This is a genomic window from Paenibacillus sp. LT-B23 (assembly GCF_059417685.1).
The window spans coordinates 232,790-259,204 of record NZ_JBSQBM010000005.1; the positions used below are offsets into that span (position 1 = coordinate 232,790).

30 protein-coding genes are annotated in these 26,415 nt (G+C 48.4%); 28 read left to right on the forward strand and 2 right to left on the reverse strand.

Going from position 1 to position 26,415, the window contains the following annotated elements; translation table 11 throughout:
- The first annotated feature begins 69 nt into the window (after positions 1-69).
- Positions 70-1,059, forward strand: a complete 990-nt coding sequence (locus ACWXW9_RS09160; protein WP_134913709.1) for a patatin-like phospholipase family protein — start codon at positions 70-72, stop codon at positions 1,057-1,059.
- Between the two features lie 111 nt (positions 1,060-1,170).
- Here the strand turns inward: ACWXW9_RS09160 and ACWXW9_RS09165 are convergent, their stop codons facing one another.
- Both ACWXW9_RS09165 and ACWXW9_RS09170 read right to left on the reverse strand, forming a co-directional pair.
- On the reverse strand, positions 1,171-1,491 hold the full coding sequence (locus ACWXW9_RS09165; protein WP_025683343.1) for a YihY/virulence factor BrkB family protein: 321 nt from the start codon (positions 1,489-1,491) through the stop codon (positions 1,171-1,173).
- A 7-nt stretch (positions 1,492-1,498) separates the two neighbouring features.
- Complete coding sequence (locus ACWXW9_RS09170; RefSeq protein ID WP_494929142.1) at positions 1,499-2,491, reverse strand: DUF1385 domain-containing protein; 993 nt, start codon at positions 2,489-2,491, stop codon at positions 1,499-1,501.
- Positions 2,492-3,302: 811 nt separating this feature from the next.
- On the opposite strand from ACWXW9_RS09170, the gene ACWXW9_RS09175 reads away from it, so the two are divergent.
- From ACWXW9_RS09175 to recN, 27 genes are all read left to right on the forward strand, one after another.
- Positions 3,303-3,890, forward strand: a complete 588-nt coding sequence (locus ACWXW9_RS09175) for a YqhR family membrane protein (RefSeq protein WP_494929143.1) — start codon at positions 3,303-3,305, stop codon at positions 3,888-3,890.
- Positions 3,891-3,971: 81 nt separating this feature from the next.
- Positions 3,972-5,045, forward strand: coding sequence for a M24 family metallopeptidase (locus ACWXW9_RS09180; RefSeq protein ID WP_494929144.1), 1,074 nt, complete (start codon positions 3,972-3,974; stop codon positions 5,043-5,045).
- Positions 5,046-5,078: 33 nt separating this feature from the next.
- Positions 5,079-5,636 carry an elongation factor P gene (efp, locus tag ACWXW9_RS09185; RefSeq protein WP_044647663.1) on the forward strand — a complete coding sequence of 186 codons (558 nt, stop codon included), beginning with the start codon at positions 5,079-5,081 and terminating at the stop codon, positions 5,634-5,636.
- A 201-nt stretch (positions 5,637-5,837) separates the two neighbouring features.
- Positions 5,838-7,091 carry an aspartate kinase gene (locus ACWXW9_RS09190; RefSeq protein WP_494929145.1) on the forward strand — a complete coding sequence of 418 codons (1,254 nt, stop codon included), beginning with the start codon at positions 5,838-5,840 and terminating at the stop codon, positions 7,089-7,091.
- A 354-nt stretch (positions 7,092-7,445) separates the two neighbouring features.
- Positions 7,446-8,441 (forward strand): stage III sporulation protein AA, encoded by a 996-nt coding sequence (gene spoIIIAA, locus ACWXW9_RS09195; protein WP_494929146.1) that lies wholly within the window; start codon positions 7,446-7,448, stop codon positions 8,439-8,441.
- Complete coding sequence (spoIIIAB, locus tag ACWXW9_RS09200) at positions 8,434-8,952, forward strand: stage III sporulation protein SpoIIIAB (protein ID WP_149093527.1); 519 nt, start codon at positions 8,434-8,436, stop codon at positions 8,950-8,952. The genes spoIIIAA and spoIIIAB overlap by 8 nt, the downstream gene beginning before the upstream one ends.
- Positions 8,953-8,964: 12 nt before the next feature.
- A complete protein-coding gene (gene spoIIIAC, locus ACWXW9_RS09205) occupies positions 8,965-9,168 on the forward strand; it encodes a stage III sporulation protein AC (protein WP_010345636.1) in 204 nt (67 codons plus the stop codon).
- An 8-nt stretch (positions 9,169-9,176) separates the two neighbouring features.
- Entirely contained in the window at positions 9,177-9,566 is a 390-nt protein-coding gene (gene spoIIIAD / locus ACWXW9_RS09210) for a stage III sporulation protein AD (protein ID WP_025683336.1), read from the forward strand.
- A 12-nt stretch (positions 9,567-9,578) separates the two neighbouring features.
- Positions 9,579-10,769, forward strand: coding sequence for a stage III sporulation protein AE (spoIIIAE, locus tag ACWXW9_RS09215; protein ID WP_431088119.1), 1,191 nt, complete (start codon positions 9,579-9,581; stop codon positions 10,767-10,769).
- Between the two features lie 38 nt (positions 10,770-10,807).
- The gene (gene spoIIIAF, locus ACWXW9_RS09220) at positions 10,808-11,578 is read left to right on the forward strand and encodes a stage III sporulation protein AF (RefSeq protein ID WP_494929147.1); all 771 of its coding nucleotides are present in this window, start codon (positions 10,808-10,810) and stop codon (positions 11,576-11,578) included.
- A gap of 16 nt (positions 11,579-11,594) precedes the next feature.
- Positions 11,595-12,236, forward strand: a complete 642-nt coding sequence (gene spoIIIAG / locus ACWXW9_RS09225) for a stage III sporulation protein AG (protein ID WP_137063560.1) — start codon at positions 11,595-11,597, stop codon at positions 12,234-12,236.
- 59 nt (positions 12,237-12,295) lie between these two features.
- Positions 12,296-13,123 (forward strand): SpoIIIAH-like family protein, encoded by an 828-nt coding sequence (locus tag ACWXW9_RS09230; RefSeq protein ID WP_431088122.1) that lies wholly within the window; start codon positions 12,296-12,298, stop codon positions 13,121-13,123.
- 138 nt (positions 13,124-13,261) lie between these two features.
- Positions 13,262-13,753, forward strand: a complete 492-nt coding sequence (gene accB / locus ACWXW9_RS09235) for an acetyl-CoA carboxylase biotin carboxyl carrier protein (RefSeq protein WP_137063558.1) — start codon at positions 13,262-13,264, stop codon at positions 13,751-13,753.
- Between the two features lie 61 nt (positions 13,754-13,814).
- Positions 13,815-15,158 (forward strand): acetyl-CoA carboxylase biotin carboxylase subunit, encoded by a 1,344-nt coding sequence (gene accC / locus ACWXW9_RS09240; protein ID WP_431088127.1) that lies wholly within the window; start codon positions 13,815-13,817, stop codon positions 15,156-15,158.
- A gap of 124 nt (positions 15,159-15,282) precedes the next feature.
- Positions 15,283-15,696, forward strand: a complete 414-nt coding sequence (locus tag ACWXW9_RS09245) for an Asp23/Gls24 family envelope stress response protein (RefSeq protein WP_134913729.1) — start codon at positions 15,283-15,285, stop codon at positions 15,694-15,696.
- Between the two features lie 73 nt (positions 15,697-15,769).
- Positions 15,770-16,309 carry an alkaline shock response membrane anchor protein AmaP gene (amaP, locus tag ACWXW9_RS09250; RefSeq protein WP_134913731.1) on the forward strand — a complete coding sequence of 180 codons (540 nt, stop codon included), beginning with the start codon at positions 15,770-15,772 and terminating at the stop codon, positions 16,307-16,309.
- Between the two features lie 15 nt (positions 16,310-16,324).
- Complete coding sequence (locus ACWXW9_RS09255; RefSeq protein WP_007430925.1) at positions 16,325-16,558, forward strand: DUF2273 domain-containing protein; 234 nt, start codon at positions 16,325-16,327, stop codon at positions 16,556-16,558.
- A gap of 135 nt (positions 16,559-16,693) precedes the next feature.
- Positions 16,694-17,143, forward strand: coding sequence for a transcription antitermination factor NusB (gene nusB, locus ACWXW9_RS09260; protein ID WP_025683328.1), 450 nt, complete (start codon positions 16,694-16,696; stop codon positions 17,141-17,143).
- Between the two features lie 38 nt (positions 17,144-17,181).
- The gene (gene folD, locus ACWXW9_RS09265) at positions 17,182-18,039 is read left to right on the forward strand and encodes a bifunctional methylenetetrahydrofolate dehydrogenase/methenyltetrahydrofolate cyclohydrolase FolD (RefSeq protein ID WP_494929148.1); all 858 of its coding nucleotides are present in this window, start codon (positions 17,182-17,184) and stop codon (positions 18,037-18,039) included.
- Between the two features lie 12 nt (positions 18,040-18,051).
- Entirely contained in the window at positions 18,052-19,416 is a 1,365-nt protein-coding gene (gene xseA, locus ACWXW9_RS09270; protein ID WP_494929149.1) for an exodeoxyribonuclease VII large subunit, read from the forward strand.
- On the forward strand, positions 19,406-19,666 hold the full coding sequence (gene xseB / locus ACWXW9_RS09275) for an exodeoxyribonuclease VII small subunit (protein WP_007430920.1): 261 nt from the start codon (positions 19,406-19,408) through the stop codon (positions 19,664-19,666). The genes xseA and xseB overlap by 11 nt, the downstream gene beginning before the upstream one ends.
- The gene (locus ACWXW9_RS09280; RefSeq protein WP_494929150.1) at positions 19,638-20,561 is read left to right on the forward strand and encodes a polyprenyl synthetase family protein; all 924 of its coding nucleotides are present in this window, start codon (positions 19,638-19,640) and stop codon (positions 20,559-20,561) included. The genes xseB and ACWXW9_RS09280 overlap by 29 nt, the downstream gene beginning before the upstream one ends.
- A gap of 107 nt (positions 20,562-20,668) precedes the next feature.
- Positions 20,669-22,567 carry a 1-deoxy-D-xylulose-5-phosphate synthase gene (gene dxs / locus ACWXW9_RS09285; protein WP_494929172.1) on the forward strand — a complete coding sequence of 633 codons (1,899 nt, stop codon included), beginning with the start codon at positions 20,669-20,671 and terminating at the stop codon, positions 22,565-22,567.
- Between the two features lie 77 nt (positions 22,568-22,644).
- On the forward strand, positions 22,645-23,496 hold the full coding sequence (locus ACWXW9_RS09290) for a TlyA family RNA methyltransferase (RefSeq protein WP_494929151.1): 852 nt from the start codon (positions 22,645-22,647) through the stop codon (positions 23,494-23,496).
- Between the two features lie 154 nt (positions 23,497-23,650).
- Positions 23,651-24,127, forward strand: coding sequence for a hypothetical protein (locus tag ACWXW9_RS09295; protein WP_494929152.1), 477 nt, complete (start codon positions 23,651-23,653; stop codon positions 24,125-24,127).
- A gap of 16 nt (positions 24,128-24,143) precedes the next feature.
- Complete coding sequence (gene ahrC, locus ACWXW9_RS09300) at positions 24,144-24,593, forward strand: transcriptional regulator AhrC/ArgR (RefSeq protein WP_014282217.1); 450 nt, start codon at positions 24,144-24,146, stop codon at positions 24,591-24,593.
- Positions 24,594-24,652: 59 nt separating this feature from the next.
- Positions 24,653-26,371 carry a DNA repair protein RecN gene (recN, locus tag ACWXW9_RS09305; RefSeq protein WP_494929153.1) on the forward strand — a complete coding sequence of 573 codons (1,719 nt, stop codon included), beginning with the start codon at positions 24,653-24,655 and terminating at the stop codon, positions 26,369-26,371.
- Positions 26,372-26,415 lie beyond the last annotated feature (44 nt).

Genomic DNA, 26,415 nt, shown 5'->3' on the forward strand with positions numbered 1-26,415 from the left:
ATAAACCTTCGTTCTCATACATAAGCAGTAGAACTGCTTACTCCCAAGAGAACGGAGGTTTTTTGATCTATGCTGATCAATGCTGTGTTCCAGGGTGGAGGGGTTAAGGGTATATCGCTGGCGGGTGCAGTCAAGGCTGCGGAGGAGCATGGAATTGTATTCAACCGCGTAGCGGGTACATCATCAGGTGCTATTGTAGCTGCTTTGTTGGCGGCAGGATATTCGGCAGATGAAATGAAAGCCGTGATCGAGAAAACCCCCTTGGTCAGCTTGTTACGGCGTTCTCCGGTGTTTAACATCAAATGGGTTGGGCCGGCAGCTCGTATTTTTCTTAAAAAAGGGCTGTACTCCGGAGAAGCACTGGAGCATTGGGTGCGGGAGTTGTTGCTTGCCAAGGGAGTGCGTACGTTCGCGGATCTGCCTCCAGGCAAGCTACGCATTATTGCTTCAGACATAACGAACGGACGCATACTGGTGCTTCCTGAGGATATCAAACGTTTCGGTATGAATACCTCTTCACTGGAGGTGGCCAAAGCCATTCGGATGAGCACAAGCATCCCATATTTTTTCGACCCCGTTATGCTAAGACTTGATCCTTTGCACACGAGAGGGAAAAAATTCTCACAGCAATTTGTGTTTGTAGTCGATGGGGCATTGTTAAGTAATCTGCCTTTATGGCTTTTTGATGAGCCTGTAAACGAGCAAAAGGCTAAAACTATTCCAACAGTAGGTTTTCAGATGGTGGGCAAAACGGGAGCCGAAACGAAGGTTTCTTATATACGGGGACCGTTGACGATGCTGCAAGCTATTTTTGATACGATGCTATCAGCGCATGATGAGCGTTATATTGAGCAGGAGAACCGATATCGGACGATTAAAATCCCGACGCTAGGTATTCGCACAGCACAGTTCAATATTTCTCTTGAGCAGAGCAATTTGCTGTATGATTCTGGTGTGCAGGCAGGAGACGCTTTTTTCCACAAATGGAGCATCGCTTCTTACCAACAGCAGTATAACAAGTATCAATTAATGAAGGATACGATGTATGCCATGAAATAATTACTTGCTAGTTGGAGCTGGAATCAAGAGGTTAAAAAAGGAGCCATTTCCCGGTCATTTTTCATTACGCGGGTGATGGCTCCTTTGTGTATCATGTTAGAGTGTGATCGACTAATGATATTTAGGTTGTTCTTCTTCGTTTTTGCCCTTAGAACCTTCAATAACATGAAAAGGATACGCTTTACGCTTGCCTGTAGTCTGCTGCTTGCGTGTGTTGGCTGTTTTGGCCATAGTGCGTGCAGAGGGTTTAATCTTGGGAGTACGGGGGCGTCGTCCTGGCAAGTATTTATACAGCAGAAATATAACTGCAAAAATAAGGACAGGAATCAATAAATTCATAAGAAAGCCCCAGCTTCCTCTCCATACCATATCTACAATCCCATATGCGCCCAAGGCAAGGGTAAGCCAGAAAATAACCGCATGTCTGTTCATCATTCACTCATCCTTTCACAGGATCAAGGACCGAGTTGTTGAAGGTCTCCTTTACAGGTACATTTTCCAACTCGGCATCCAACTCCAGCATACGCTTAAATGAAGCAATGGATACCTCTACTTGATCATCGGTCGGTTCTTTGGTTGTCAGTAGTTGCAGCCACAGACCGGGGTATCCCAAATAACGGAGTACCGGAATCTCCCGCAGGGCATTAGTCAGCTTGAGAAATTCAAAGGAAAGTCCCAGCACGATTGGAAGCAACAAAAGCCGTTGTCCCATACGCTCCCATAGATTATCATACGTAAACAGGGAATATACGAGTACCCCGATGATCACCGTGAGCATGATAAAGCTGCTACCGCAACGGTAATGCAGACGACTGTATTTTTGCACATTAGCAGGAGTTAGTTCTTCACCCGCTTCATATGCGGTAATCACCTTATGTTCCGCTCCGTGATATTGGAACAGTCGTTTGATCAACGGAGTTTGGGAAATGCCCCATAAATAACCCAATAGCAGAATCAGCTTAATAGCCCCTTCCGCGAGGTTATGCAGAATCTGGTTGTGAAATAAATTTCCGAACAGGAAATCTTCCACCATAACCGGAACGAGGGTCAACACAATTTTGCCAAACAGGAAGGATAAAATGCCGACCGCCGCCACGCCGATCATCATACTCAGGCTCCAGCGAGATTCTTCTTTTTTCTTTTGTTCAGCGCGTTCTTCCGGGTCCACTTCATCATCGGCATACGCATCGGCTGAATAGTTCAAATGCTTCGTACCCTTGGCGCTGGAGTCGATGATGCTTACAATCCCCCGTAACAACGGGATTCTGCGAAATTTGGACACCCAGGATTGCTCCTTGCGCGGTACTTCCAAATATGTGATTTCGCCAGTCTTGCGGCGAACTGCCGTGACATTGACACGCTTGCCGCCGAACATGACACCTTCAATGACTGCCTGACCACCGTAGCTTACAGGCTTGGATGCTTGTGACAACCGTCTCACCTCTCTTTACACGTGCTTTTTGTATATTGTATCGAATTTGGAAGGGAATATCTAGTTGGGGGAAAATGAGAGGTGGTACTTAGGCCGCTTCAAGCGGTGAAGGAGGTCGCTCCAAGCTCGGATCATCCTTCCGATCGCTGTTATCCTCGGATTTTTAGATTAGATAAAAGGTGTGGGGGTAAAAATCCGGGGATAAAGGCGAACGCTACCGCTTCTTCAGGACGAATCCGAGCTTTCCGCTGCTGCCCACCTCTCGATTTGCCTTGGTTGGGGGAGGGGAAGTTGGACTTCAAATGCTAAAAAGGCGCGTTATTAGTTTGATGTGTGCTTTTGCTGCTATTTTCCCAAAATCTATTTTCAGAGCTTTTGAATTGTTGAATAATAGCGTAAATACGTTTCTTTCTTAATGTTCGTTAGATGTTGAACAGCAAAAAAAGTGGTACAATCACAAAAAGCAGCGGAGAGGACGGAATCGTTCTGAAGAAGCGGTAGCGTTCGCCTTTGCCTCCGGATTTCTACCCTTGAGGGTATAAATCAGAAATCTGGAGGCAACAGCGATCGGAAGAATGATCCGTTCTCGTAGCGGACACATATGCACACATAATGAGTCACCACCCCAGCAGCACTTCCCCATATGTAAAAACAACTCATCAAGTTCAGTGTTAAGCTAACCCCCATCGGAGCATACTACCAGCAAAATGATGCACGAATCCATCGGAAATGCAGCCTTCTTCATGCGCCAATAAAAGTCATCTTTTTTAGCATGGAAAAAGTTTTGCATCTTGAAAGGGGATCAAATAACATGAGTGACACCTACTCCATACCTAAGGTAGGCCATGATCAGGATCGGTCTGGCGAATCTCAGGATCAACGCGACCATAATAACAATAATAGCAGTCGAGGAAGACAGCAGTCGGGCAAAATACATACGCCGCTTATTCCTTTTGCACTCGAATTGGGATTTTTTGCAGGCTTGCTCTGGGGATTACTGCGCTGGTTGTTTTATACGTTACATTTTACGGTAGTCGCACCGGCATTTTTGGCAGAGCCTTTTTTTAAACATTCGTTCATGAAAACCACGGCGGGACATCTGGTCGGTTTATTGTTTTTTATCGCATTATCCGTTGTAGCGTCACTGGTGTACACATTGATGTTGCGTAGGTATAAGGGGCCTGCGCCCGGCATCGTTTACGGCTTGGTATGGTGGGTTATTTTATTCGTGTTGATAGGTCCCAAGCTTGGAATGATGAATCCGCTTTATCGTTTAACCTGGAACTCCATTTATACGGAAATTTGTGTATTTATACTGTGGGGATTATTTATCGGATACACCGTTGCTGTTGAGTACACAGACGAGAGAAAGCGCGAGCCTGAGAAAGCTGGGGACTGAGCGCAACAAAAACTTCTCAAGCGGCTATCGCCTGTGTTAAAATAGCATTTGGTTATTTGACAGAGGGGAGCGGGATGAAAGATGAAGAATGACCGGGTGTTAAAGCTGCGGCAGGCGCTGGGCGAGCATGATCTGCGGGCTATACTGATTACAAGCCCTGTCAACCGCCGATATTTGACAGGCTTCACCGGTTCGGCGGGTTATGTGCTGATTACGGAATCTCACAGCTATCTGCTGACCGACTTCCGTTATATGACGCAGGCTGCCGAACAAGCGGAAGGCTTTACGGTGGTACAACATGCTGCGCAGGTCATGGAAACGGTGAAAGAGTTGCTGTCCTCCCATCAGATCGGTGAAACAGGCTTCGAGCAGGACCATGTATCTGTTGCGACGCATAAAGCTTACAGCGAAGATTTGTCACCTGTTACACTCATTCCGGTATCGGGAATTGTTGAAAAGCTGCGGGTGTACAAGGATGCGGAAGAGCTGGAAGTGATGCAGCGGGCGGCGGATTTGGCAGATGCTACATTTGCACACATTTTGCCTTATATCAAACCGGGTGTCAGCGAGCGTGAGCTGGATCTGGAAATGGAATTCTTCATGCGAAAGCAGGGAGCTACGTCCTCCTCATTTGACACGATTGTGGCATCCGGGGTTCGTTCGGCACTGCCTCACGGTGTAGCCAGCTCCAAGCTGGTACAAGCGGGCGAACTGATAACTTTTGATTTCGGCGCGTTGCTGGATGGTTATTGCTCCGATGTGACACGTACAGTAGCTACACAAGGGGATTTGTCGCCGCAGCTACGTGAGATCTACGATATTGTGCTCAAGGCGCAGCTTCACGCGCTGGAACATATTAAGCCGGGCATGACGGGCCGTGAAGCGGATGCGCTGACACGGGATATTATTGCAAGCCATGGCTATGGAGACAATTTCGGACACAGCACAGGTCATGGTCTAGGTCTGGAAGTCCATGAATCGACGCGTCTGTCGAAGGCAAGCGATGATATTCTGGAGCCCGGCATGGTTGTAACAGTCGAACCAGGTATTTATGTACTTGGATTGGGCGGCGTGCGGATCGAGGATGATATCGTTATTACAGATAGCGGCATCAAGGTATTAACACATTCAAGCAAAGAATTTACAGTCGTTTAATAACGATAACAGTCCTGTAGGAGGGGTATTTTAGTGATTAACGTTAATGATTTCAAAACAGGCTTGACCGTCGAGGTAGACGGAGATATTTTTACAGTACTGGACTTCCAACACGTAAAACCGGGTAAAGGTGCGGCATTCGTGCGCTCCAAGCTGAAAAACCTGCGTAACGGCAACACAGTTGAACGCACATTTCGTGCGGGTGAAACGATTGGCCGCGCGCAAATTGAAAACCGTGGTGTGTCCTACCTCTATGCGAGCGCAGACGAGCATACGTTCATGGACAACGAAACATACGATCAATTCAACCTTTCCAGTGATCAACTGAAATGGGAACTTAACTTCCTGCAAGAAAACATGAATGTAAACATCATTAGCTATAATGGTGAAATTCTCGGGATTAACCTGCCTAACAGCGTAGAGCTGAAGGTTATTGACACGGAGCCGGGCATTAAAGGCAACACGGCTACAGGTGCTACCAAAAATGCTAAAGTTGAAACAGGACTGAATGTTCAGGTTCCTTTGTTTATCAACCAGGATGATGTACTGCTGATTGATACACGCGATGGTAAATACATTTCCCGCGCATAGAATGGTCTAGCTTCTTCATATCCTCTGTCCTTGTCAAGGACAGGGGATTATTTGTTATGAACAACTGTTATTAAAAAACATTGGCTCCATACAGCACTTTCGTATTATACTGTACTAAAGTTATGCCGTAGGATGTCACGTTCAAAGTCGGTTGTGCCATCTCAAGGTTACATACTGTTGAGTCTGAGGGAGTGAATATCGTTGTCTTTGTATGTCATGAAATTCGGAGGCAGTTCCGTCGGTGATACGGAGCGCATGAAACGCGTGGCAAAACGCGTTGTTGAGAAACAGAGTGAAGGGCATCAATGTGTAGTTGTTGTTTCCGCGATGGGAGACACAACTGACGAACTGATCGACCAGGCCAAATTGCTGAACGAGCAGTTGCCTGCACGTGAGTTGGATATGCTGATGACGACTGGCGAGCAAATTTCGATTGCATTGTTGTCGATGGCTATTCAACAGTTGGGACATGAGGCGGTATCGTTTACAGGATGGCAGGCTGGTTTCCGTACGGAATCCGAGCATGGTCGGGCGAGAATTACGGACATCCAACCTCAACGGGTACTGGATGCACTAAGCAGCAATAAGATTGTCGTGGTTGCGGGTTTCCAGGGGATGTCTGCTGAAGGAGATATTACGACGCTGGGACGTGGTGGCTCTGACACGACGGCGGTTGCACTGGCGGCGGCGATCCAGGCGGATGCTTGCGAAATTTACACAGATGTGGATGGCATATATTCTACAGATCCACGAATCGTAAAGGTTGCCCGTAAGCTAAAAGAAATTTCCTATGATGAAATGCTGGAACTAGCCAATCTGGGTGCGGCAGTATTGCATCCACGTGCGGTAGAATATGCGAAACATAACCGGGTATCGCTGATTGTGCGGTCCAGTTTTAACCATAATGAAGGAACGGTCGTAAAGGAGGATGCAGTAATGGAGCAGGGCGTGGTAGTCAGTGGGATTGCATATGATAAAAATGTAGCAAGAATCAGTATTTTGGGCGTAGCCGACACTCCTGGTGTACTGGCGAAAGTATTCGGAACGCTGGCGGGAGCCAAAATTGATGTAGACATTATTGTGCAAAGTGGTGTTGAGGCTGGCAAAGCAGACTTTTCCTTTACAGTGGCTCTTACGGATCGTGAAGCAGCCTTGAAGACATTGGAAAGCATTCGCATAGAGCTTCCATACCGTGAAGTGACGTCTGAAGAAAACCTCGTCAAGGTATCCATTGTAGGAGCGGGCATGGTTAGCCATCCAGGCGTTGCAGCGCAAATGTTTGCTGTGCTAGCAGACCAAGGCGTGAGCATTAAAATGGTAAGCACATCTGAAATCAAGGTATCGTGTGTGATTGAGGCAGGCAAACTCCATGAGGTCATTCAGGCGTTGCATACAGCGTACAATCTGGATACTGAGGAGCAAGCATTTGTGGGTGGACCTCAGGATCGTCGGTAATTGAATGGGAATATCGCGCCTCCTATTTATAGTTTGATAATCATAGAATATAGCAGTAGGTTAAGAGGTTGTCTTTTCAGCGAGTGTCAGGCTGAATGGCAGCCTCTTTTTTTTGTGTGAATCTATTGTTTTTGTTCCACGGTATCCCTTAGTGGTCAAGGCTTCGGGGTGCCTTTTTTGATATATGCAGATTCCCTGAAGGTGCTTTAGAGGGCGGGGAATATGTTTGCAGAGAGCCGATAGGAGCTTTGAAATTAACGACTAGGTTTTCAATATATTTTCGGCATAAAAAGCGAGAGTCGGCCATAGACTTGTCTTAAAGAAAAAGGACAACTGTGAGGGGGCGGCATTGGTATGGAATGGCTGGAGTTATTTCCCGAACCGTTGCACGGCATACTCGGAAAGCTTCCGGAAACGGTATTCAAGCAACTGGAAGAAATACGGGTTCGGGAAGGAAGGCCGCTGGAAATTAATACGAATGGTGAACATCATTTTGTAACGTCCGCTGGTCGGCTGACTTTGAACGATATGGAAGCCTATAAGCCGGACCGGGAGGATGCCCACCGTTTGCTGGATTTTATCAGCAATCATTCCCTGTACACCATGGAGGAGGAGCTTCGCAAAGGGTTTATTACCATTCCCGGGGGGCACCGGATCGGGTTGGCAGGAAGAACTGTCCTTAGCAGGGGGCGAGTGGAGCATTTGAGGGATATTAGCAGCTTTAATGTAAGAATTGCCCGGGCAATTCCCGGTATAGCGGATCGCATATTGCCCTATGTAGCGGATCGGAAGTCCGGTAAAATCCTTCACACCCTCATCTTGTCCCCACCTCAGCATGGCAAAACAACACTGCTTAGGGACTTGGCCCGGCAACTAAGCTACGGTGGGCTGGAAAGCAATGGGGGACGAAGAAGCGGACTCAAGGTAGGCATCATAGACGAACGCTCGGAGATTGCCGGCAGTCACAAGGGCATCCCTGGTTTTGACGTCGGACCTCGAACCGACGTATTGGATGGATGTCCGAAAGCAGAAGGCATGATGATGATGATTCGTTCCATGTCGCCAGATGTGCTGATCGTCGATGAAATCGGACGACCAGAGGATGCCGAGGCGGTGCGTGAAGCGCTCCATGCGGGGATCGCAGTCATTGCTTCCGCACATGGGCGTGATGTAGCTGAAATGGCGACCCGGCCTGCTTTTGCCGGATTGACGACAGGGCAGGAGCTGTTTCAGCTTTACGTCATGCTGGAGCGGACGAGCCGGGGCGTCTCCTTCCGGCTGGCAGATGCCAAGCAGCGTAGGCTGACGCTGTCCGGAGAAGGGCAGAACGGAGGTATTTCCTATGCTTAAGCTGCTGGGAGCCGCTTTGGTTATACTCGCCGCTACACTGGCCGGCTGGCAGCGGGCAAGGCAGTTTGCACTGAGGCCGCGGCAGATCAGAGAACTGATTCTCGCGCTGCAAAGGCTGACCACTGAGGTTTCCTATGGGGTGTCCCCGCTGCCGGATGCTTTTGCCAAGACGGGAGAGCCGTTGCGGGAGCCGCTGCGAACCTTATTCCAGCAAGCCTCACACTGGATGCACCCCTCCTTTGGGCTGACCGCCAGAGAAAGCCTGCATAAAGCGATTGAGGCCTCGTGGAGCCGCTCCAGCATGCAGCAGGCCGAGAAGGAAGCGATGCGGCAGCTTGCTTACAGTCTCGGGACCAGCGACCGTGAAGACCAGATCAAGCACATTGCGCTAACCATCCAGCAGCTAACTCATGAGGAAGCACAGGCGCAGGCGGATCAGGTGAGATACGAGCGCATGAGCAGAAGCCTGGGACTGCTGATCGGAGCATTGATCGTCATTTTGATCTATTAGCGGGGTGCTCGAATGAATTTAGAAGTGAACGCTATTTTTCAGATTGCCGGAATTGGCATTATTATCGCCATGATTCATACCGTACTCAAGCAAATGGGCAAAGAAGACATGGCCCACTGGGTAACGGTTATCGGCTTTGTTGTAGTGCTGTTCATGGTGGTACGAATGCTGGATAACCTTCTGCAAGAGATCAAATCTATCTTTCTTTTTCAGTAGGTGGACACATGGAAATCATTCAGGTGGTCGGCTTCGCCCTGATTGCCACAGTTCTTATTTTGGTCATTAAGGAACAGAAGCCGATGTTTGCTTTTCTGATTGCGACAGCCGCGGGAATCGTCATTTTTTTACTGTTGATTGGCAAGATTGGGTCCGTGGTTGCTGTGCTGGAGCGTCTGGCAAGGTCATCGGGCATGGATATGATTTATTTTAAAACCGTTCTGAAAATTATCGGCATCGCTTATATTGCCGAATTTGGAGCGCAGGTGGTTCGGGATGCGGGACAAGACGGGATTGCCTCCAAAATTGAGCTTACAGGAAAGGTGCTCATCATGGTGCTGGCAATCCCGATTATCAGCATAATTATTGACACGATTCTGAAGCTGATGCCCGCCTGAGGGGGTGATGCCATGAAAAGGCTGGAGGGCATGCCGAATCTCAAAGTGGTGGTCATTTTGCTACTATGCCTCTGGTGTGCCTCGGCTGCGGTTATCTTTGCAGATACACCTACGAATGAATGGATCAGACAACAGGCGGAGCAGATGCCCAAAGATGAGGTAGAGCATTATTGGGACGGGCTGATGCAGCAATATGGCGGATTTTTCCCTGATCAGAAAACGCCTTCCTTCATGGACATGCTGCTTCCGGGCGGTGAAGGATTCAGTATTAAGGGTGTATTGAGCGCCATAGCTGACTTTTTCATCCACGAAATTCGGGTCAATGCCAAGCTTCTCGTCACTATTGTTATGCTCAGCATTATGAGTATGGTGCTGGAAACTCTACAAAGTGCTTTTGAAAGTAATCAGGTCAGCAAGGTCGCCTACGCGATTGTATATATGGTCATTATCATTTTGGCGATTAACAGCTTTAGTGTAGCGATTGGTTATGCAAAAGAAGCCATTGACAACATGATTCACTTCATGATGGCGATGTTGCCTCTGCTGTTTACCATGTTGGCCTCGATGGGCAACGTCGTAACGGTTTCGGTCACCCACCCGCTAATTGTATTTATGATCAACACGGTCGGGACGGTCATTCATACGCTGGTGTTCCCGTTGCTGTTCTTTTCGGCGGTGTTGTATCTGGTCAACTCATTGACAGGCAAATACAAGCTGACCCAGCTAGCCGATCTGCTGCGTAACGCCGGAGTGGGGGTACTGGGGGTGCTGCTGACCATTTTTCTGGGTGTCATTTCGGTTCAGGGATTAACGTCGTCTGTTACTGACGGATTAACGATCCGCACGGCCAAGTATATTACAGGCAGTTTTGTTCCAGTGGTGGGCAAGGCGCTGGCAGATGCGACAGATACGGTTATATCGGCTTCGTTGCTTGTGAAAAATGCCATTGGGCTGGTGGGAGTCATCATTATTCTGTTCCTCTGCGCTTTTCCTGCCCTCAAGATTCTAACATTGGCCCTGATCTATAAAGTCACAGCAGCGATTATGCAGCCTTTGGGAGATACGCCTATTGTGGAATGCTTGGACGCAATTGGTAAAAGCATGATTTATGTCTTCGCAGCGCTGGCGGCAGTGGGTTTAATGTCCTTCCTTGCGATTACGGTCATGCTCGCGGCAGGCAATATGACGGTCATGATGAGGTGAGTGAATAATCGACAATCAAACGGGGGGAGGGGAGTGACGTGACCTGGCTGGGAGGCTGGCTTAAGGAACTGGTGCTGATTGTGCTGCTGGCTTCTTTTATCGATATGATCTTGCCAAGCCGTTCCATGGAAAGGTATGTCAAGCTCGTACTCAGCCTGCTTATTCTACTGACGCTACTCTCTCCGGTCGTGCGTTTGCTGAGTACCAGTCCTTCCGAGCTTCTGGGACGCGCGTTTGATCTTCAGCGCCAAGCAGAGACAGGTAAGAACGAACCGACATTGGAGGAAATTTTGGCAAAAGGCAGCAAGTTGAAGCAGCAGCAAGAGCAAAGTTCCATACAGTGGGCTGGTCAAGAGGTCGCCAAGGAAATCAAGGGACAGTTGGAGCAGAATACCGGGTTAGCGATTCAATCGGTTCAAGTTACGCTTGCTCAGATGAAGCAGGAATCGTCGAATCTGGAGGCTGGAACGGGAATTCAATCTGTAGTGGTTAAACTGGCGGAGCAGCAGGCTGGACGTGAGGAGAAAAGCACGAATCTTCCGCCAGGTGCGGACTCCAAGCCGATTATGGTAGAGCCTGTAGCTGAAAAAACAGTAAATATCCACGTAGAGCCAATCCCTGAAAAAACATCGGATCAAGAGAAGGGAGCGCCGGAGAGGGCCAATAGCAGTGCGGAAACCTTTGAGGGTGAAAAGATAGCGGACACGCAAACTTTCGGTCTAATTACGGGGCTGCTGCACGAAAGATGGGGAATCGACAGCAAAAATGTTCAGGTGCTTTCTTCGCAGGACGGTACACATGAATGGTAACAGGAGGTGAGCAGAAATGGGCAAATGGATGAAAAAGCTGGAGCAATGGATGGGCGGGGGGGCAGACGGGCCCAAAAGGTTTAATTCATTTCGCTGGCTGCTTATTCTCGGTCTTATCGGGGTCGCGATCATGCTTTTTAATTCGTTCGTGAATGTGAAAAAGGTGGATCCTGAAAACGTGGGGCGGGAGCCGCCTGGCGTGATGAAAAATGAACCTTCACTTCAGACAACGGGAGGTGAGGAAAGTTCCTTTGCCGGAATTGAGAAGGTGTTCGAAGATAATATGAAGCAGATGCTGGAGCAGATTGTTGGTGTAGGGACGGTCGATGTCATGGTTACGGTTGACTCCACTGAGGAAGTCATCGTTCAGCGCAATGTGAAGGATATGCAGGAAGAAAATAATGAGACGGATGCCAATGGCGGTCAGCGACATACCACTCAATACACACGCGATGGAGAGATTGTCACCTATGAATCGTCAGGAGGCCAGCACACCCCGATTGTTACCAAAAAAGTAAAACCGCAGGTGAGGGGAGTTCTGGTTGTGGCGATGGGAGCAGAAAACCCTACCGTGAAGCAGTTGATTGTGGATGCCGTACAGAAAGGGCTTAATGTCCCTTCCTATAAAATTTCAGTTGTCCCGCGTAAGCAGGGATAGATTAAATCATAAGCAGGGATAAGTGAAAATCCTAATTTAATCATATTGGAGGACGGAACATGAATAACAAAAGACAAACCGTTTGGCTGGTGTCCATGCTGAGTTTAATGGTCGTACTGTCTGCGTATTATTTGTTTACGGAGGACTCTAGCCCGGCTAATCCACCTGTTGCGGACAGTGAACAAGTGAGCAAGGCCAAGCAGGATACCGCCCAGGAAGCGGCAGGCAAGGCAGAAGAACAAATGAACGAGCTGAAAGTGAATGAAGTGGTGACCAATGGTGAAGTTACCGGAGAAGGGACTGCCTCTTCCGCAAAGACGGACACGGCTGCCGCAACGGATCCTGCTACTCAATCTACTACAGGCGAAAATAAAGATACTGCCGCTGCCCCGGCTACCGAGTCTGCTAAATCAGATCAAAACACTACTGCTGCCACGCCAGATACGACGGCAAAAAGTGAGGACAAAACAGCGTCCACCGCGAAAACAGACCAGCAGGTACTCGATCAGGTGGCAACGGAACAAGCCGCGAAGCCTACGGCCGCTGCTGTTATCGACAACTACTTGCTGGAGCGGGATGTGGCAAATCAAAAGAAAAATGACGAGCTGACGACTGCAATGAACGATAGCACTGCCAAAAAAGCCGCTGAAGCACAAAAAGAACTACATGTACTGGAAGACAAACAGGCGAAAATCACCGGAATTGAGGAAGAGCTTCAGCAGCAGTTCGCCAATGCGGTGGTCCGCGAAGAAGATGCTGATAAATACAAGGTAGTAGTTCTGAGTGAAAAACTGGATGCCAAACAAGCGGTAACGATCGTCGATAAAGTCATGAAAGAATTGAACGTAACACAGGATAAGATCAGTGTCCAGTATGTTACACAATAAGACAAAAATCGAGAAAAAGCCCGGATTTCTGCACATTTCCGGGCTCTTTCTATTTTTAATGATTGTGATATAATACATAAAGCTGTTTCAACAATGTTATCAGCAACCGGCAAAATGCTGAAGGAGTGATTAATAGAGATGTTCAAATTAAGCGAGATTAAGGAATTGATCAAGCTGGTGGATGAAACGTCTGTACATGAGCTTGAAATTGAAAATGAAGGAACTCGGCTGTTGATCCGTAAACCGGGCAAAAGCGAGATCGTTACTGTACAGGCCCCTGTGGCAGCACCTGTTTATACAGCGGCACCACAAACTGCTATTCCGAATCCACAAGCACAATCCGATGCAGGACATGCATCAGTTGGGGAAACCAAGGAATATGCAAGCAATCTACATAAAATCGTATCTCCGATGGTAGGGACTTTCTATAGTTCTTCATCCCCGGATACGGCTCCGTATGTGAGTATCGGCAGTAAAGTAGGCGAGAAAACAACGGTATGTATTATTGAAGCGATGAAGCTGATGAACGAGTTGGAAGCTGAAGTGAAGGGCGAAATTGTAGAAATTTTGGCCGAAAATGGACAGTTGGTCGAGTATGGCCAGCCATTGTTCCTTGTGAAACCGGAGTAAGACGCTTGCTTGTACCCTTTTTTGAGGGTTCAGCCAGACTGCTCCCAGGGAGGATAAAGTCATGACATTTCAAAAAGTATTGATTGCGAATCGTGGAGAAATTGCGGTTCGTATCATTCGCGCTTGCCGCGAAATGAATATTTCGACGGTTGCCGTATATTCGGAAGCCGACAAGGATTCGTTACATGTGCGTCTCGCAGATGAGGCTTACTGTATCGGACCGACGCTGTCCAAGGACAGCTACCTGAATTTTACGAACCTGATGAGCGTTGCGACATTGACTGAATGTGATGCGATTCATCCAGGTTACGGATTTTTGGCTGAAAACGCCGACTTCGCTGAAATTTGCGAATCTTGCAATATTACGTTTATTGGTCCTTCTCCTGAAGCGATTAACAAAATGGGAGACAAGGCTGTCGCCAAGCAGACGATGAAGGATGCCGGGGTTCCGGTCATTCCGGGTTCGGACGGGCTGGTTGAGGATTTGCAGGATGCCATTACCATTGCTCGCGATATTGGCTATCCCGTGATCATCAAGGCCACAGCAGGTGGCGGCGGTAAAGGTATCCGTATCGCTGAGGATGAAGATAATCTTATTCAACAAATCACTACCGCCCAGCAGGAAGCGCAAAAAGCGTTTGGCAACGCGGGTGTATATCTGGAAAAATATTTGACCGGTATGAAGCACGTGGAGATTCAGATCATAGCGGACAAGCACGGCAATGTTGCGCATCTGGGCGAAAGGGACTGCTCTGTGCAGCGCCGTCGTCAGAAGCTGTTGGAGGAAGCTCCGTGTCCTGTTCTTTCGCAGGATGTGCGTGAAGAAATGGGTCAGGCAGCTGTTCGTGCGGCTTTGGCTGTACAATACTCCGGTGCGGGAACACTGGAATTTTTGCTCGGACCGGACAATCAATTTTATTTTATGGAAATGAACACACGTATTCAGGTCGAACATCCCGTAACGGAGATGATTACCGGTGTGGATTTGATTAAAGAAATGATTTTGGTCGCTGAAGGGCATCCGCTTTCCTTTACTCAGGAAGAAGTCACCATCAATGGATGGGCGATGGAGTGCCGTATTAACGCCGAGGACCCTGATCGTAATTTTATGCCTGCACCGGGTAAAATCGGATTTTATCTGCCTCCAGGCGGCCCTGGGGTACGCGTAGACAGCGCAGCCTATCCGGGTTACAGCATTCCTCCTTATTATGACTCTATGATTGCCAAATTGATTGTGTGGGCGCCTACACGTCAGGAAGCGATTGCCAAAATGAAGCGGGCTCTGTCCGAGTTTGCCATTGAAGGCATACCAACAACGATTTCTTTTCATCAACGATTGTTGGAGCATCCGACCTTCATCAAAGGCGATTTTGATATTAAATTTTTGGAGGAAAACGAAGTTTAATCGGTATATTTCCTCAGTTTGTCATAATGAACGCCAAATGATATAGTATGGATAATAAGTGAGCATGTCTGCTTTGAAATCCAAAGCTGAAGTGAAACTTATTTTACCGAAAGGTGTTGAAGGTATGAGCACAGTGCCAACCGAATTCGAGCGTACAGAAATTGGGGAGATTCAGATTGCCCCGGAGGTTATTGAAGTCATTGCCGGACTAGCAACCGTTGAGGTGCCAGGCGTAGCGGGAATGAGTGGTGGATTTGCAGGCGGATTTGCCGAATTGCTGGGCCGCAAAAATTTATCCAAAGGTGTAAAAGTGGAAGTCGGACAGCGTGAAGCTGCTGTAGATGTCTCCGTCATTATTGAGTACGGTAACCGTCTGCCTGAGGTGGCTGCTGCTATTCAGCACAATGTTAAGCGCTCCATTGAAACCATGACAGGCCTTAACGTTGTTGAAGTGAACGTACAAATTCACGATGTTCAATTCAAAAATGCTGAAAAAGTAGAAGAGCCAGAAGTTCTGGGCGCCGGACGGGTTAAATAGAGCGATACTTTGTACAAACCCCCGACCCTTAAGGGTCGAGGGTTTACTCTAATTTAAGGAGGCTGTGCGTTTCGTGGCTAAAGTTATGGACAGACTTCTGCTGTTCTTGTACAGCTTAAGTATCGGAATTATTTCCATTCTCGCCATCCTCCTCCTGAGCGGGGCCATTCCGTATGCATTAAGCATTCAGGATGAGCGGGTAGTGTGGTTTACCAGCTTGATTATTGCAGGAGTACTGTTGTTGTTGAGTCTCCGGGTTTTCTATATCTCCATTCGCCGGAATCAAACGGTACAGCACTCTATTGATCAACGAACAGAGTACGGTGACATTCAGATTTCAGTGGATACCATCGAAAATCTGTGTCTCAAAGCAGCATCCAGATTTCGTGGAGTACAGGACTTGAAAGCACGTATTCGCGTGCTGGAATCGGGACTTGATATTACGATTCGGGCGGTTGTGGATGGGGAAGGCTCCATTCCGGTGTTAACCTCCGAGGTACAAAAGGGGGTACACGACCATGTGGAAGAAATTACGGGAATTCCTGTGTCCAATGTGTCTGTGTACATCGCCAATGTTTCTCAGTCACCAAGCTTTAAGAGTCGTGTGGAATAGAGGTGATTTTCCCAGATGCCCTGGAAAGAAATATGGGGAAGTTACAAGGGCCGGATCACGGGGATTACGGCAGGCATTTTTTTCGGGTTTATTTATTTGTGGGCAGGCTTTTGGAATATGTTGTTCTTTGCATTGATGGTGTTCATCGGATATACGCTAGGAAGACGTAGTGACTCAGCGCTAGGCTCCCTCCTTCCTTGGAAGGAATGGAGCGACTGGCTGTCGCAGCGTTGGCGTCCTTTTAAATGAACCCTGTGATACGCTTTCTCCAAAATAGAGCTGTAGCTTCTTTGCGCCCAACGTTTTGGAGGATGCGTTCACAGGTTTTTTTGTGGAATTGGTTAAAATGAAAAAATAGATACAGGCAAGCGTAGGAGGCAGGGCATGAAAAGACGTCTGGCGAGGGAAATAGCGGTACAAAGCATGTACCATATGGAAATGAATGAAGTGGATGCAGCAGCGGCAGTAGATATGTTGCTCCAGGAAGCGGCAGAGGATAACGAAGCGGAAGTAGTCATCAAAAATGCAGCAGTGTTAAGGGCTTACGTATTGGAGCATGTGCGGGGTACCTGGGAACACAAGGAAGCGATTGACAAACTTTTGGTGGATTATCTTAAAGGCTGGCAGATCAGCAGACTTTCACGTGTGGATCGCCAGATTTTGAGACTGGCGGCATATGAAATGATTTTCCGTGAGGATGTGCCGGCTAAAGTTGCAGTCAATGAAGCGATTGAATTGTCCAAGCATTTTGGCACCGAGGAGTCGGGTAAATTTGTCAACGGTGTTCTGGGACGGATTATACAAGAGCTGGAGCAGCTGAAAGCACGGTTTTAAGTTGAGATTATTTTACTCAGGTTGGGGAGTGGTTGAACATGTCAGCACCGATCATTGATGGCAAACAAATCTCTAAGGATATTCGCGCAAGCATTCAGCAGGAGGTCGTCCGTCTGAAGGAGCACAACTTTCAGCCTGGACTGGCTGTCGTACTGGTAGGTGAAGATCCTGCTTCTCAGGTGTATGTTAGAAACAAGGAAAAGGCATGTCATGATCTCGGTTATTATTCCGAGGTACATCGGTTGGTAGCGGATACTTCGCAGGAAGCGTTGCTGGGGCTGGTGGACAAGCTGAATCACCAAAGTAATATTCACGGGATTCTGGTACAGCTTCCGTTGCCCAAACACATTCATGAAAAAGCAGTCATTGATGCTATTGCAGTTGAGAAGGATGTGGATGGATTCCATCCGGTAAATGTGGGGAATCTGGTTATCGGTGATGATAGCCTCCTGCCTTGTACTCCTGCTGGAGTCATTGAGCTGATCAAGCGTGCCGGGGTAGAAATTGCAGGCAAGCATGCGGTGGTCATTGGTCGTAGTAATATCGTGGGCAAGCCGGTATCGCTGTTATTGCAGCGCGAAAATGCTACGGTGACCATGTGTCACTCTCGTACAGCGAATATAGCCGAGCTGAGTCGGCAAGCTGATATTTTAGTTGTTGCCATCGGCAAAGCCAACTTTATTGATGCTTCGTTCGTGAAACCCGGAGCGGTGGTTATTGATGTAGGCATGAATCGTCTGGAGAGCGGAAAACTGGCGGGTGACGTTGATTTTGAGAGCGTGAAGCAAGTTTCTGGCCCGATTACGCCTGTTCCCGGCGGTGTAGGTCCGATGACGATTACTATGCTCATGCAAAATACGCTCGTAGCGGCCAAGCGGTCGCACGGTTTGGCATAAGGGCGGTTGCCTGTGGCTGAACAGCGTATTTACTCTATTAAGGACCTGAATCGCTATATCCGGATGAAACTGGAATCAGATCAGGTACTGTCCGACGTATGGATACGCGGGGAAATTTCTAACTTTACGCATCATTCGAGTGGTCACATGTACTTTACACTCAAGGATGAGGGCAGCCGTATCCGTTCGATTATGTTTGCGACCCATAATCAACGGCTTCCCTTTGTACCGAAGGAAGGTACGCGTGTTATTGCCCGGGGAAACGTATCCGTGTACGAACGGGATGGACAATATCAATTTTATGCGACCCAAATGCAGCCTGATGGTGTCGGGAGTCTCTACCTTGCATATGAGCAACTCAAGCAAAAACTGGATATTGAGGGGCTATTTAACAGCGCCCGCAAGCGCATTCTGCCTGCACATCCGGCGACAATCGGTGTCATTACTTCGCCAACTGGAGCTGCCGTACGTGATATTATCACGACACTTCAACGCAGATATCCGCAAGCCGGAATTGTGCTCTATCCTGTGCTTGTGCAGGGGAAAGGTGCTGCGCCCTCTATCGTTAAGGCGATTGAAGCCATGAACCGTATGCAGGAGGTTCAGGTGATGATCGTCGGGCGGGGCGGTGGCTCGCTGGAGGAGCTATGGGCGTTTAACGAGGAAGCGGTTGCGCGTGCCATCTATGCATCAGCAATTCCGGTTATTTCGGCCGTCGGGCATGAAACGGATTTTACGATTGCCGATTTTGTGGCCGATTTGCGTGCGGCTACGCCGACCGCTGCCGCTGAGCTGGCTGTGCCTCATCAGCAAGAATTGCGGGATCAGCTACTCCAGCGGGAACAGCGATTACGCAACGCGCTCCGTCAGCGGCTGGAAACCAGTCGTGAACGTTTGACCCGGCTCCGGCGTTCACCTGTGCTGCTCCATCCGCGCCGCTATATGCTACAGCATGCGGAGCGGATGGATATGTTGCATCAGCGGCTCATTCGGGCAGCAAGCAACCGTTCACGTTTGAACGCGGAGAAGAACGCGCGTATGCGTCAGGTGCTGGAGCGGTTTAACCCGCGCGAACAAATCCGGTCGGCCCGCAAGCAGACAGATGCGGCACAGCGTCAGTTGGAGTCTGCAATGCGTGCTATAACCAAGACGGGACGGCAGCAACTACACGCGGGTATTCGTCAGTTGGATGCGCTTAGCCCGCTCAAGGTCATGTCGCGAGGTTACAGCCTTGTGTATGATGAGCAGGAGAAACGGCTGATCAAGTCGCTAAAAGACGTACAGCCGGGGGATTCCATCAAGATTAAAGTGAGTGACGGGCAGTTGGACTGCCAAGTATGGGGAATGAAGGAGGACGCGAAGCACGGTGGCGAATGAAACGGAATTGAATTTTGAAGCGGCTATGGCTGCTCTTGAAGAAATTGTCGGACAACTGGAGCATGGAGACGTTCCTCTGGAGCAAGCCATTGATTTGTTCCAGCGTGGTATGAAGCTGTCTCAGCTTTGCAGTCAAAAGCTGGAGCAAGTTGAACGTAAAATTGAAATGATTGTGGAAGAGGACGGAGATTTGCGCAAGAAGCCTTTCGGCGGGGGATTGGATGAAAACGGTGGTGAAGGCGTTGAATAAACCGTCGTTCAAGGAATATTTGACCGGGACGGTGGACGAGGTTTCGTCTGCATTGACCGAGCAATTCCCAGTTCATTGGAGCATTCCCGCCGTTCTTCGTGAATCCATGAATTATTCACTCACCGCAGGTGGAAAACGCCTGCGGCCTCTGCTTGTGATCGCAGCTGCCGAAGCATTCGGCGGAAGCCGGGAGGCAGCGTTACCAGTAGCATGTGCGGTAGAAATGGTACATACGTACTCCCTGATTCACGACGACTTACCAGCCATGGATGATGATGATTATCGCCGGGGCAAACTGACGAATCATAAGGTATACGGTGAGGCGGTTGCTGTACTTGCAGGGGATGCATTGCTGACCCACGCCTTTTACAATGTCGTACAGGCGGGTCGTCGTCACGGAATTTCATCCGATGCGCTGCTGTCCATCGTGGAGGAATTATCCGAAATGAGCGGAGCGCGGGGCATGGTGGGTGGTCAGGTGGCGGATATGTCCGGCCAACAAGGGATGACGGGAATTGAGGAACTGGAGTATATCCATCTTCACAAAACCGCTGATTTGATCATTTTCTCATTGCTGGCTGGTGGACGAATCGGGGGAGCTGATAAGGATCAATTAGAGGCGCTTCGCCGTTTTGGACGCGATCTGGGACTGGCATTTCAAATTCAGGATGATATCCTGGATCTGGTGGGCGATGAGAGCAAGCTGGGTAAAAAAACGCAAAGCGATGTTGAACAGGAGAAGGTTACATATCCGTATTTTATCGGTATGGAGGCTTCTTTGCAGCAGGTGGAGGAACTCACAGCTTCGGCTAAAAATGCGTTAATTGAAGGCGGTATACCTGATTCTTCGCGTTTGCTGGAGATTGCCGATTACCTGATGAAGCGAGATCATTAGCACGGATAGGTCTGTTTTGACTTGTCTGCGTTTAAGCATGACGAAAAAGTGTGATATAATATTTGTTAACTTTACACACAAACTTGAAGGAAAGCGGGGAGATATGCGTGCTGCTTCCACACATAAAGCAACCAGGCGATCTGAAATCACTGTCGGTTGAGGAGTTGGATTCTCTGGCCGAGGAAATCAGGAGCTTTTTGATTGAGAAGCTGTCCGTGACTGGGGGGCACCTGGCATCGAATCTGGGAGTGGTTGAGCTCACAATCGCCCTGCATTACTGCTATAACAGTCCGAAGGACAAAATGATTTATGACGTTGGGCATCAGGCCTACGTGCACAAAATATTGACAGGGCGGATGGATCGTTTTGATACCCTTCGCCAGCGTGGTGGACTTTGCGGTTTTGTAAAAAAAAGCGAGAGCGAGCATGATGTTTGGGAAGCTGGACATAGTAGCACTTCTCTATCGGCCGCAATGGGGATGGCATTGGCTCGTGATTTGAAGGGCGAGGACAATAAAGTCATTGCTATGATCGGAGATGGAGCGTTGACTGGAGGCATGGCCTTCGAAGCGCTAAACCATATCGGACATGAACGTAAAAATTTGATGGTCATTCTGAATGACAATGAAATGTCCATAGCGCCGAATGTAGGGGCAATGCATAATTATTTGAGCAAAATCCGCTCGGACCGTCATTATTTGCGGGCGAAGGATGAGCTGGAAGTTTTGCTGAAAAAGATTCCTGCTATCGGTGGTAAACTTGCCAAATCGGCTGGCCGTGTCAAGGACAGTCTTAAATATATGATGGTTCCGGGCGTGCTATTTGAGGAACTGGGGCTGACGTATCTTGGTCCGGTAGACGGACATGATCTGCCCAAGTTGATTGAAACCTTCCAGCAGGCGGATAACGTCACTGGCCCCGTGTTGGTGCATGTTGTAACTACCAAGGGTAAAGGTTATAAGCCTGCGGAGGTAGATTCACATAAATGGCACGGAATCAGCCCATACAAAATTGAATCCGGTCAGGTACTCAAAGCCGTGGGCAATCCGATGTATACGGAAATTTTCGGGCAAACGCTGATTGAGCTGGCTGAGCAGGATGAGCGTATCATTGCGGTTACACCTGCTATGCCTGGTGGATCAGGGCTGGTGCCGTTCAGTAAGGAATTTCCTGCACGCATGATTGACGTCGGCATTGCCGAGCAGCACGCAGCTACCATGTGTGCCGCCTTAGCAATGGAAGGGATGAAGCCGGTATTTGCGGTATACTCCACTTTTATGCAGCGTGCTTATGACCAAATTGTACATGACATCTGCCGTCACAATGCCAACGTGATGTTCGCGATTGACCGTGCCGGTTTTGTCGGGGCTGACGGGGAAACCCATCATGGTGTGTTCGATGTAGCGTTCTTGCGTCATATCCCGAATCTCGTGCTTATGATGCCCAAGGATGAAAACGAGCTGCGACATATGATGAAAACAGCACTTGATTACGACGATGGCCCGATTGCTTACCGCTATCCGCGTGTTAATGTGGTTGGTGTGCCGATGGACAAAGAATTGCATGCTATACCTATTGGCAGTTGGGAGCCTTTACGCAAGGGTGAGGGCTTCGCTGTAATCGCTTCGGGCCCAATGCTCCAAGTGGCAACAGAGGCTGCGGACGCAATGAAACGAGAAGGTTTGCAGGTGGGAGTTGTGAATGCCCGTTTCCTCAAGCCGTTGGATGAAGATATGCTGCGTGAGCTGGCTCGTCAGCATACAAAGCTGATTGTATTAGAAGAAGCTTCCGAAGCGGGAAGTCTGGGTAGTGCCGTGCTGGAATTTTACGCCAAAGAAGAAATACAGGATGCACAGGTGCGCTTGATGGGGATTCCCGATATGTTCGTGGAGCATGGTTCGATCAAGGAGCAACGCGCCGAAGTGGGTCTTACCGTTGAAGCCGTATGCCTGAAGCTTCGCAAATGGGCTTCCGAGCCAGCGTATGGCATGGGACAATCGGTATAGGGGAATTGAAGCGAAAACGATGTTATTTATGAAAAAGTATGATGAAAGCAGCGTAGCTGCCTTAAAGGGAGATTAACATGTCTGTTCCGAAGGAACGCATTGATGTATTACTTGTAGAACAAGGCTTTTTTGAAAGCCGCGAAAAAGCCAAAGCTGCCATTATGGCAGGTCTGATACTGGCCGACAGTGAACGGATCGAGAAGGCGGGTATGAAGGTGCCACGCGACAGCGAGCTTAAAGTAAGGGGTGCAGTGCATCCATATGTAGGCCGTGGAGGGTTGAAGCTGGAAAAGGCTATCCGTCAATTCGAGTTGGATATGAAGGGGAGGACGATGCTGGATATCGGCTCATCCACCGGAGGTTTTACGGATTGTGCCCTTCAGCATGGAGCGGAGTATGTATATGCGATTGATGTGGGATACAATCAGCTGGACTGGTCCCTTCGTAATGACGAACGGGTATGCGTAATGGAGAAAACGAATTTCAGGTATATGACACCTGCAGATTTGAACGGTCCTGTACCGAATTTTGCAAGTATTGATGTTTCTTTTATTTCGTTGCGCATTATTTTGCCACCATTGCTTGCATTGCTGCATCAGCCTGCTGATATTGTGGCTCTGATTAAGCCTCAATTTGAAGCTGGCCGTGAAAAGGTAGGGAAATCCGGCGTCGTCCGTGATCCCGCAACCCACAAAGAAGTGTTGCAAACCATCCTGAAGTTCTCGCATGAGCTAGGACTTTCGCTGCAAGGATTGGCTTACTCCCCTATTACGGGTGGAGAAGGCAATATTGAATTTTTGGCGCATTGGCGTTTGGATAAGTCGGCAAGTGTAGACCCGCAACATGAAAATGTTGATTTCCGTCCGTTAATTGACCTTACTGTTCAGGAAGCAGGTCAGACCTTCAATAATGGTCCGTCGCGTAAGTAACATTCAGGGGTTCTCAAGAGTTCTGTGAACTTAAGGGAACCTCTTTTTGGTGTGAGGGATTGATTAACGAACTCACGTTCGCCTATAATGAGATATACAGGAGAAAAGGGATTTTACCTTCTGTCCTAGAATATGTCCATGAGGTGATCGATTCATGGATACGCGATATGATACGGTTATCATTGTTGTGATCGGCGTAATATTAGCGCTATGGGCATTTTACGGCCTGCGTACCTGGTTAAAGGAGCCGGGACCGCTTGTGTTAAAGACTATACCGATTAACGAGGAAATGGACGAAGGGCCTGTTGTGGACTTGCTGGAAGACGCGGGTTATGAACTGGTGGGCGGAAAGATGAAAATACCGCTTGCTTTTAAAGTGAATGGACATACCGTGTATAGCCGTTTGTTTATAGACTATGTGGCTGTGCGAAAAGGTTCGACATATATGGTCAAAACGTCACGTCGCAAGAGACCGATGGAGTGGAGTGGTCCTGATTTGCGGGACAGGCTTATGCCTTATCTACTGCTTTATCCGGGCTGTGCGGGCGTATTGTACGTTGATACGGACGATCGGAGTATCCGCCTTATTACATTGGTGGAAGACATCGAAGAAGAGGAATATGAAGATTAATCCATAGGAGGATTTTATGAAGGGTCAACGACATATTAAAATCAGGGAAATTATTTCACAACGGGAAATTGAAACGCAGGATGATCTGGTGGAAGCTTTACGCAAGGCTGGTTTTCAGGTCACTCAAGCTACCGTATCTCGGGATATCAAGGAACTGCTGCTTATTAAAGTTCCGATGGATGATGGCAGATATAAGTATTCGATGCCCTCAGATCAGCGATATAACCCAGCGCAGAAGCTGAAACGTACATTGGTGGATAACTTTTTGCATATTGACTATACGACCAATCTGATCGTGATGAAGTGCTTGCCGGGGACGGCAAATTCGATTGCAGCATTACTGGACAATATTGAATGGCCTGAAATTATGGGTACCATTAGTGGCGATGACACCATTTTGATTATTTGCCGTTCGGAAGAGAACAGCGAGGCTATTGTGAATCGTCTTATGGGCTACATTTCCTGAACAACATTTCTCAGGCTTATTAGACGTTTGAATTCGTACATCATAGAGGTGAAAGAACGATGCTGGTCACTTTATCTATACGAAATTTGGCAGTCGTAGAGGCTGTCGATGTTCATTTTTATAAAGGGTTCCACGTATTGACCGGGGAAACAGGCGCAGGTAAATCGATCATTATTGATGCTCTCGGTCTGATTGCTGGAGGCAGAGGTTCCGCCGATCTGGTCCGTTATGGATGCGAAAAGGCAGAAATGGAGGCGCTGTTTGAGCTTCCTGTGAAGCATCCGGTCTGGGCAACGTTAGAAGAACAAGGAATCAAGGCGAATGCGGAAGAACATCTATTGATTCGGCGGGAATTGACCGTACAAGGAAAAAGTTCTTCACGGATTAACGGTCAAATGGTTAATTTAACGATGCTGCGCGAGGTAGGAGAGCAGCTTGTCAATATTCACGGTCAGCATGAGCATCAAAGTTTGCTACGCGCAGACCGCCACCTGACGCTGCTGGATACGTTCGGTGATTCGGTCATCGGTCCGGTCAAAATGCTCTACAGAGAGCGTTATAATGCTTTTGTCAAAGCGGAAAAAGAAGTGCGGGAGCTGCAAAGCTCCAGTCAAAAAGCCTACCAACTATTGGACATGTATCGGTTTCAATTGGAGGAAATTGCTGCTGCCGAGCTTAAATTGGGAGAGGATGAATTATTGGCAGAAGAACGGGTCAAGCTATCCCATAGTGAGAAAATGATGGATGGGATATCAGGAGCCTACGAGCTGCTAAGCGGCAGAGGCGGACTGGACATGATTAATAACGTGTTGTCTAGGTTGAATGATGTCCAAGGTTACGACAGCAAAAGCCTCCAGCCCATTGCGGAGCAGATTCAATCTGCTTTTTACCAGTTAGAGGATGCGGCGTTCCAATTACGCTCATACCGTGAGGATATTGAATTTAATCCAGGCAAGCTGTATGAAGTGGAGCAACGGCTAAACCAAATTACCGGATTACAGCGAAAATATGGTGATAGTATTGAGCAGATTTTGGAATACTATAGCCGTATTGAGCAGGAAACCGATATGCTGGAGAATAAGGATGAACGGCTGGAGCAGTTAATTGCCAAGCGGGATGAATTGCTTTCGGATTTGCTCCAGATTGCAGAAGAGCTTACAGAAGCGCGTGAAATTTGTGCAGAAGAGCTGGCCGAGCAGGTAGAGCAGGAGCTAAAGGATCTGCAAATGGAAAGAACGTCACTCAAGGTACGTATTGATCCGATTGAAGATCCGCGCGGATACGAATATAAAGGTCGGCGGGTACGACCAACCAAGCAGGGCATTGATAATGCGGAATTTCTGATTTCACCGAATCCGGGGGAGCCGCTTCGTCCACTGGGCAAGATTGCCTCTGGTGGTGAGCTGTCCCGTATCATGTTGGCGATGAAAAGTATTTTTGCCCGTCATGATCAAATTCCGGTGCTCATTTTTGACGAGGTGGATACTGGGGTCAGTGGTCGTGCGGCTCAATCCATTGCGGAAAAACTGTATCGTTTGTCTTCCGTCTGTCAGGTGTTCTCCATTACTCATCTGCCGCAGGTGGCATGTATGGCGGATCATCAGTATCTCATTGAAAAAAATGTTCATGACGAACGTACAATGACGCAAATTGAGGCGTTAAACGAGGACGGACGTGTAAAGGAATTGGCGCGTATGCTGGGCGGCGTGGAAATTACCGAAAAAACTTTGCATCACGCACAGGAAATGCTGAATCTGGCGGAAGGAAAGAAAGCCTGAAAAGAGCGGCTGGCGTAATGATTAACAGTTATAAAAGCCTGGGG

Bases quoted from the DNA above. Each gene is read 5' to 3' on its own strand.
- ACWXW9_RS09160 (WP_134913709.1), top strand. From the start codon at position 70: ATGCTGATCAATGCTGTGTTCCAGGGTGGAGGGGTTAAGGGTATATCG.
- ACWXW9_RS09165 (WP_025683343.1), bottom strand. From the start codon at position 1,491: ATGAACAGACATGCGGTTATTTTCTGGCTTACCCTTGCCTTGGGCGCA.
- ACWXW9_RS09175 (WP_494929143.1), top strand. From the start codon at position 3,303: ATGAGTGACACCTACTCCATACCTAAGGTAGGCCATGATCAGGATCGG.
- ACWXW9_RS09180 (WP_494929144.1), top strand. From the start codon at position 3,972: ATGAAGAATGACCGGGTGTTAAAGCTGCGGCAGGCGCTGGGCGAGCAT.
- spoIIIAA (WP_494929146.1), top strand. From the start codon at position 7,446: ATGGAATGGCTGGAGTTATTTCCCGAACCGTTGCACGGCATACTCGGA.
- spoIIIAB (WP_149093527.1), top strand. From the start codon at position 8,434: ATGCTTAAGCTGCTGGGAGCCGCTTTGGTTATACTCGCCGCTACACTG.
- spoIIIAC (WP_010345636.1), top strand. From the start codon at position 8,965: ATGAATTTAGAAGTGAACGCTATTTTTCAGATTGCCGGAATTGGCATT.
- spoIIIAD (WP_025683336.1), top strand. From the start codon at position 9,177: ATGGAAATCATTCAGGTGGTCGGCTTCGCCCTGATTGCCACAGTTCTT.
- spoIIIAE (WP_431088119.1), top strand. From the start codon at position 9,579: ATGAAAAGGCTGGAGGGCATGCCGAATCTCAAAGTGGTGGTCATTTTG.
- spoIIIAG (WP_137063560.1), top strand. From the start codon at position 11,595: ATGGGCAAATGGATGAAAAAGCTGGAGCAATGGATGGGCGGGGGGGCA.
- ACWXW9_RS09230 (WP_431088122.1), top strand. From the start codon at position 12,296: ATGAATAACAAAAGACAAACCGTTTGGCTGGTGTCCATGCTGAGTTTA.
- accB (WP_137063558.1), top strand. From the start codon at position 13,262: ATGTTCAAATTAAGCGAGATTAAGGAATTGATCAAGCTGGTGGATGAA.
- accC (WP_431088127.1), top strand. From the start codon at position 13,815: ATGACATTTCAAAAAGTATTGATTGCGAATCGTGGAGAAATTGCGGTT.
- ACWXW9_RS09245 (WP_134913729.1), top strand. From the start codon at position 15,283: ATGAGCACAGTGCCAACCGAATTCGAGCGTACAGAAATTGGGGAGATT.
- ACWXW9_RS09255 (WP_007430925.1), top strand. From the start codon at position 16,325: ATGCCCTGGAAAGAAATATGGGGAAGTTACAAGGGCCGGATCACGGGG.
- nusB (WP_025683328.1), top strand. From the start codon at position 16,694: ATGAAAAGACGTCTGGCGAGGGAAATAGCGGTACAAAGCATGTACCAT.
- folD (WP_494929148.1), top strand. From the start codon at position 17,182: ATGTCAGCACCGATCATTGATGGCAAACAAATCTCTAAGGATATTCGC.
- ACWXW9_RS09280 (WP_494929150.1), top strand. From the start codon at position 19,638: ATGAAAACGGTGGTGAAGGCGTTGAATAAACCGTCGTTCAAGGAATAT.
- ACWXW9_RS09290 (WP_494929151.1), top strand. From the start codon at position 22,645: ATGTCTGTTCCGAAGGAACGCATTGATGTATTACTTGTAGAACAAGGC.
- ACWXW9_RS09295 (WP_494929152.1), top strand. From the start codon at position 23,651: ATGGATACGCGATATGATACGGTTATCATTGTTGTGATCGGCGTAATA.
- ahrC (WP_014282217.1), top strand. From the start codon at position 24,144: ATGAAGGGTCAACGACATATTAAAATCAGGGAAATTATTTCACAACGG.
- recN (WP_494929153.1), top strand. From the start codon at position 24,653: ATGCTGGTCACTTTATCTATACGAAATTTGGCAGTCGTAGAGGCTGTC.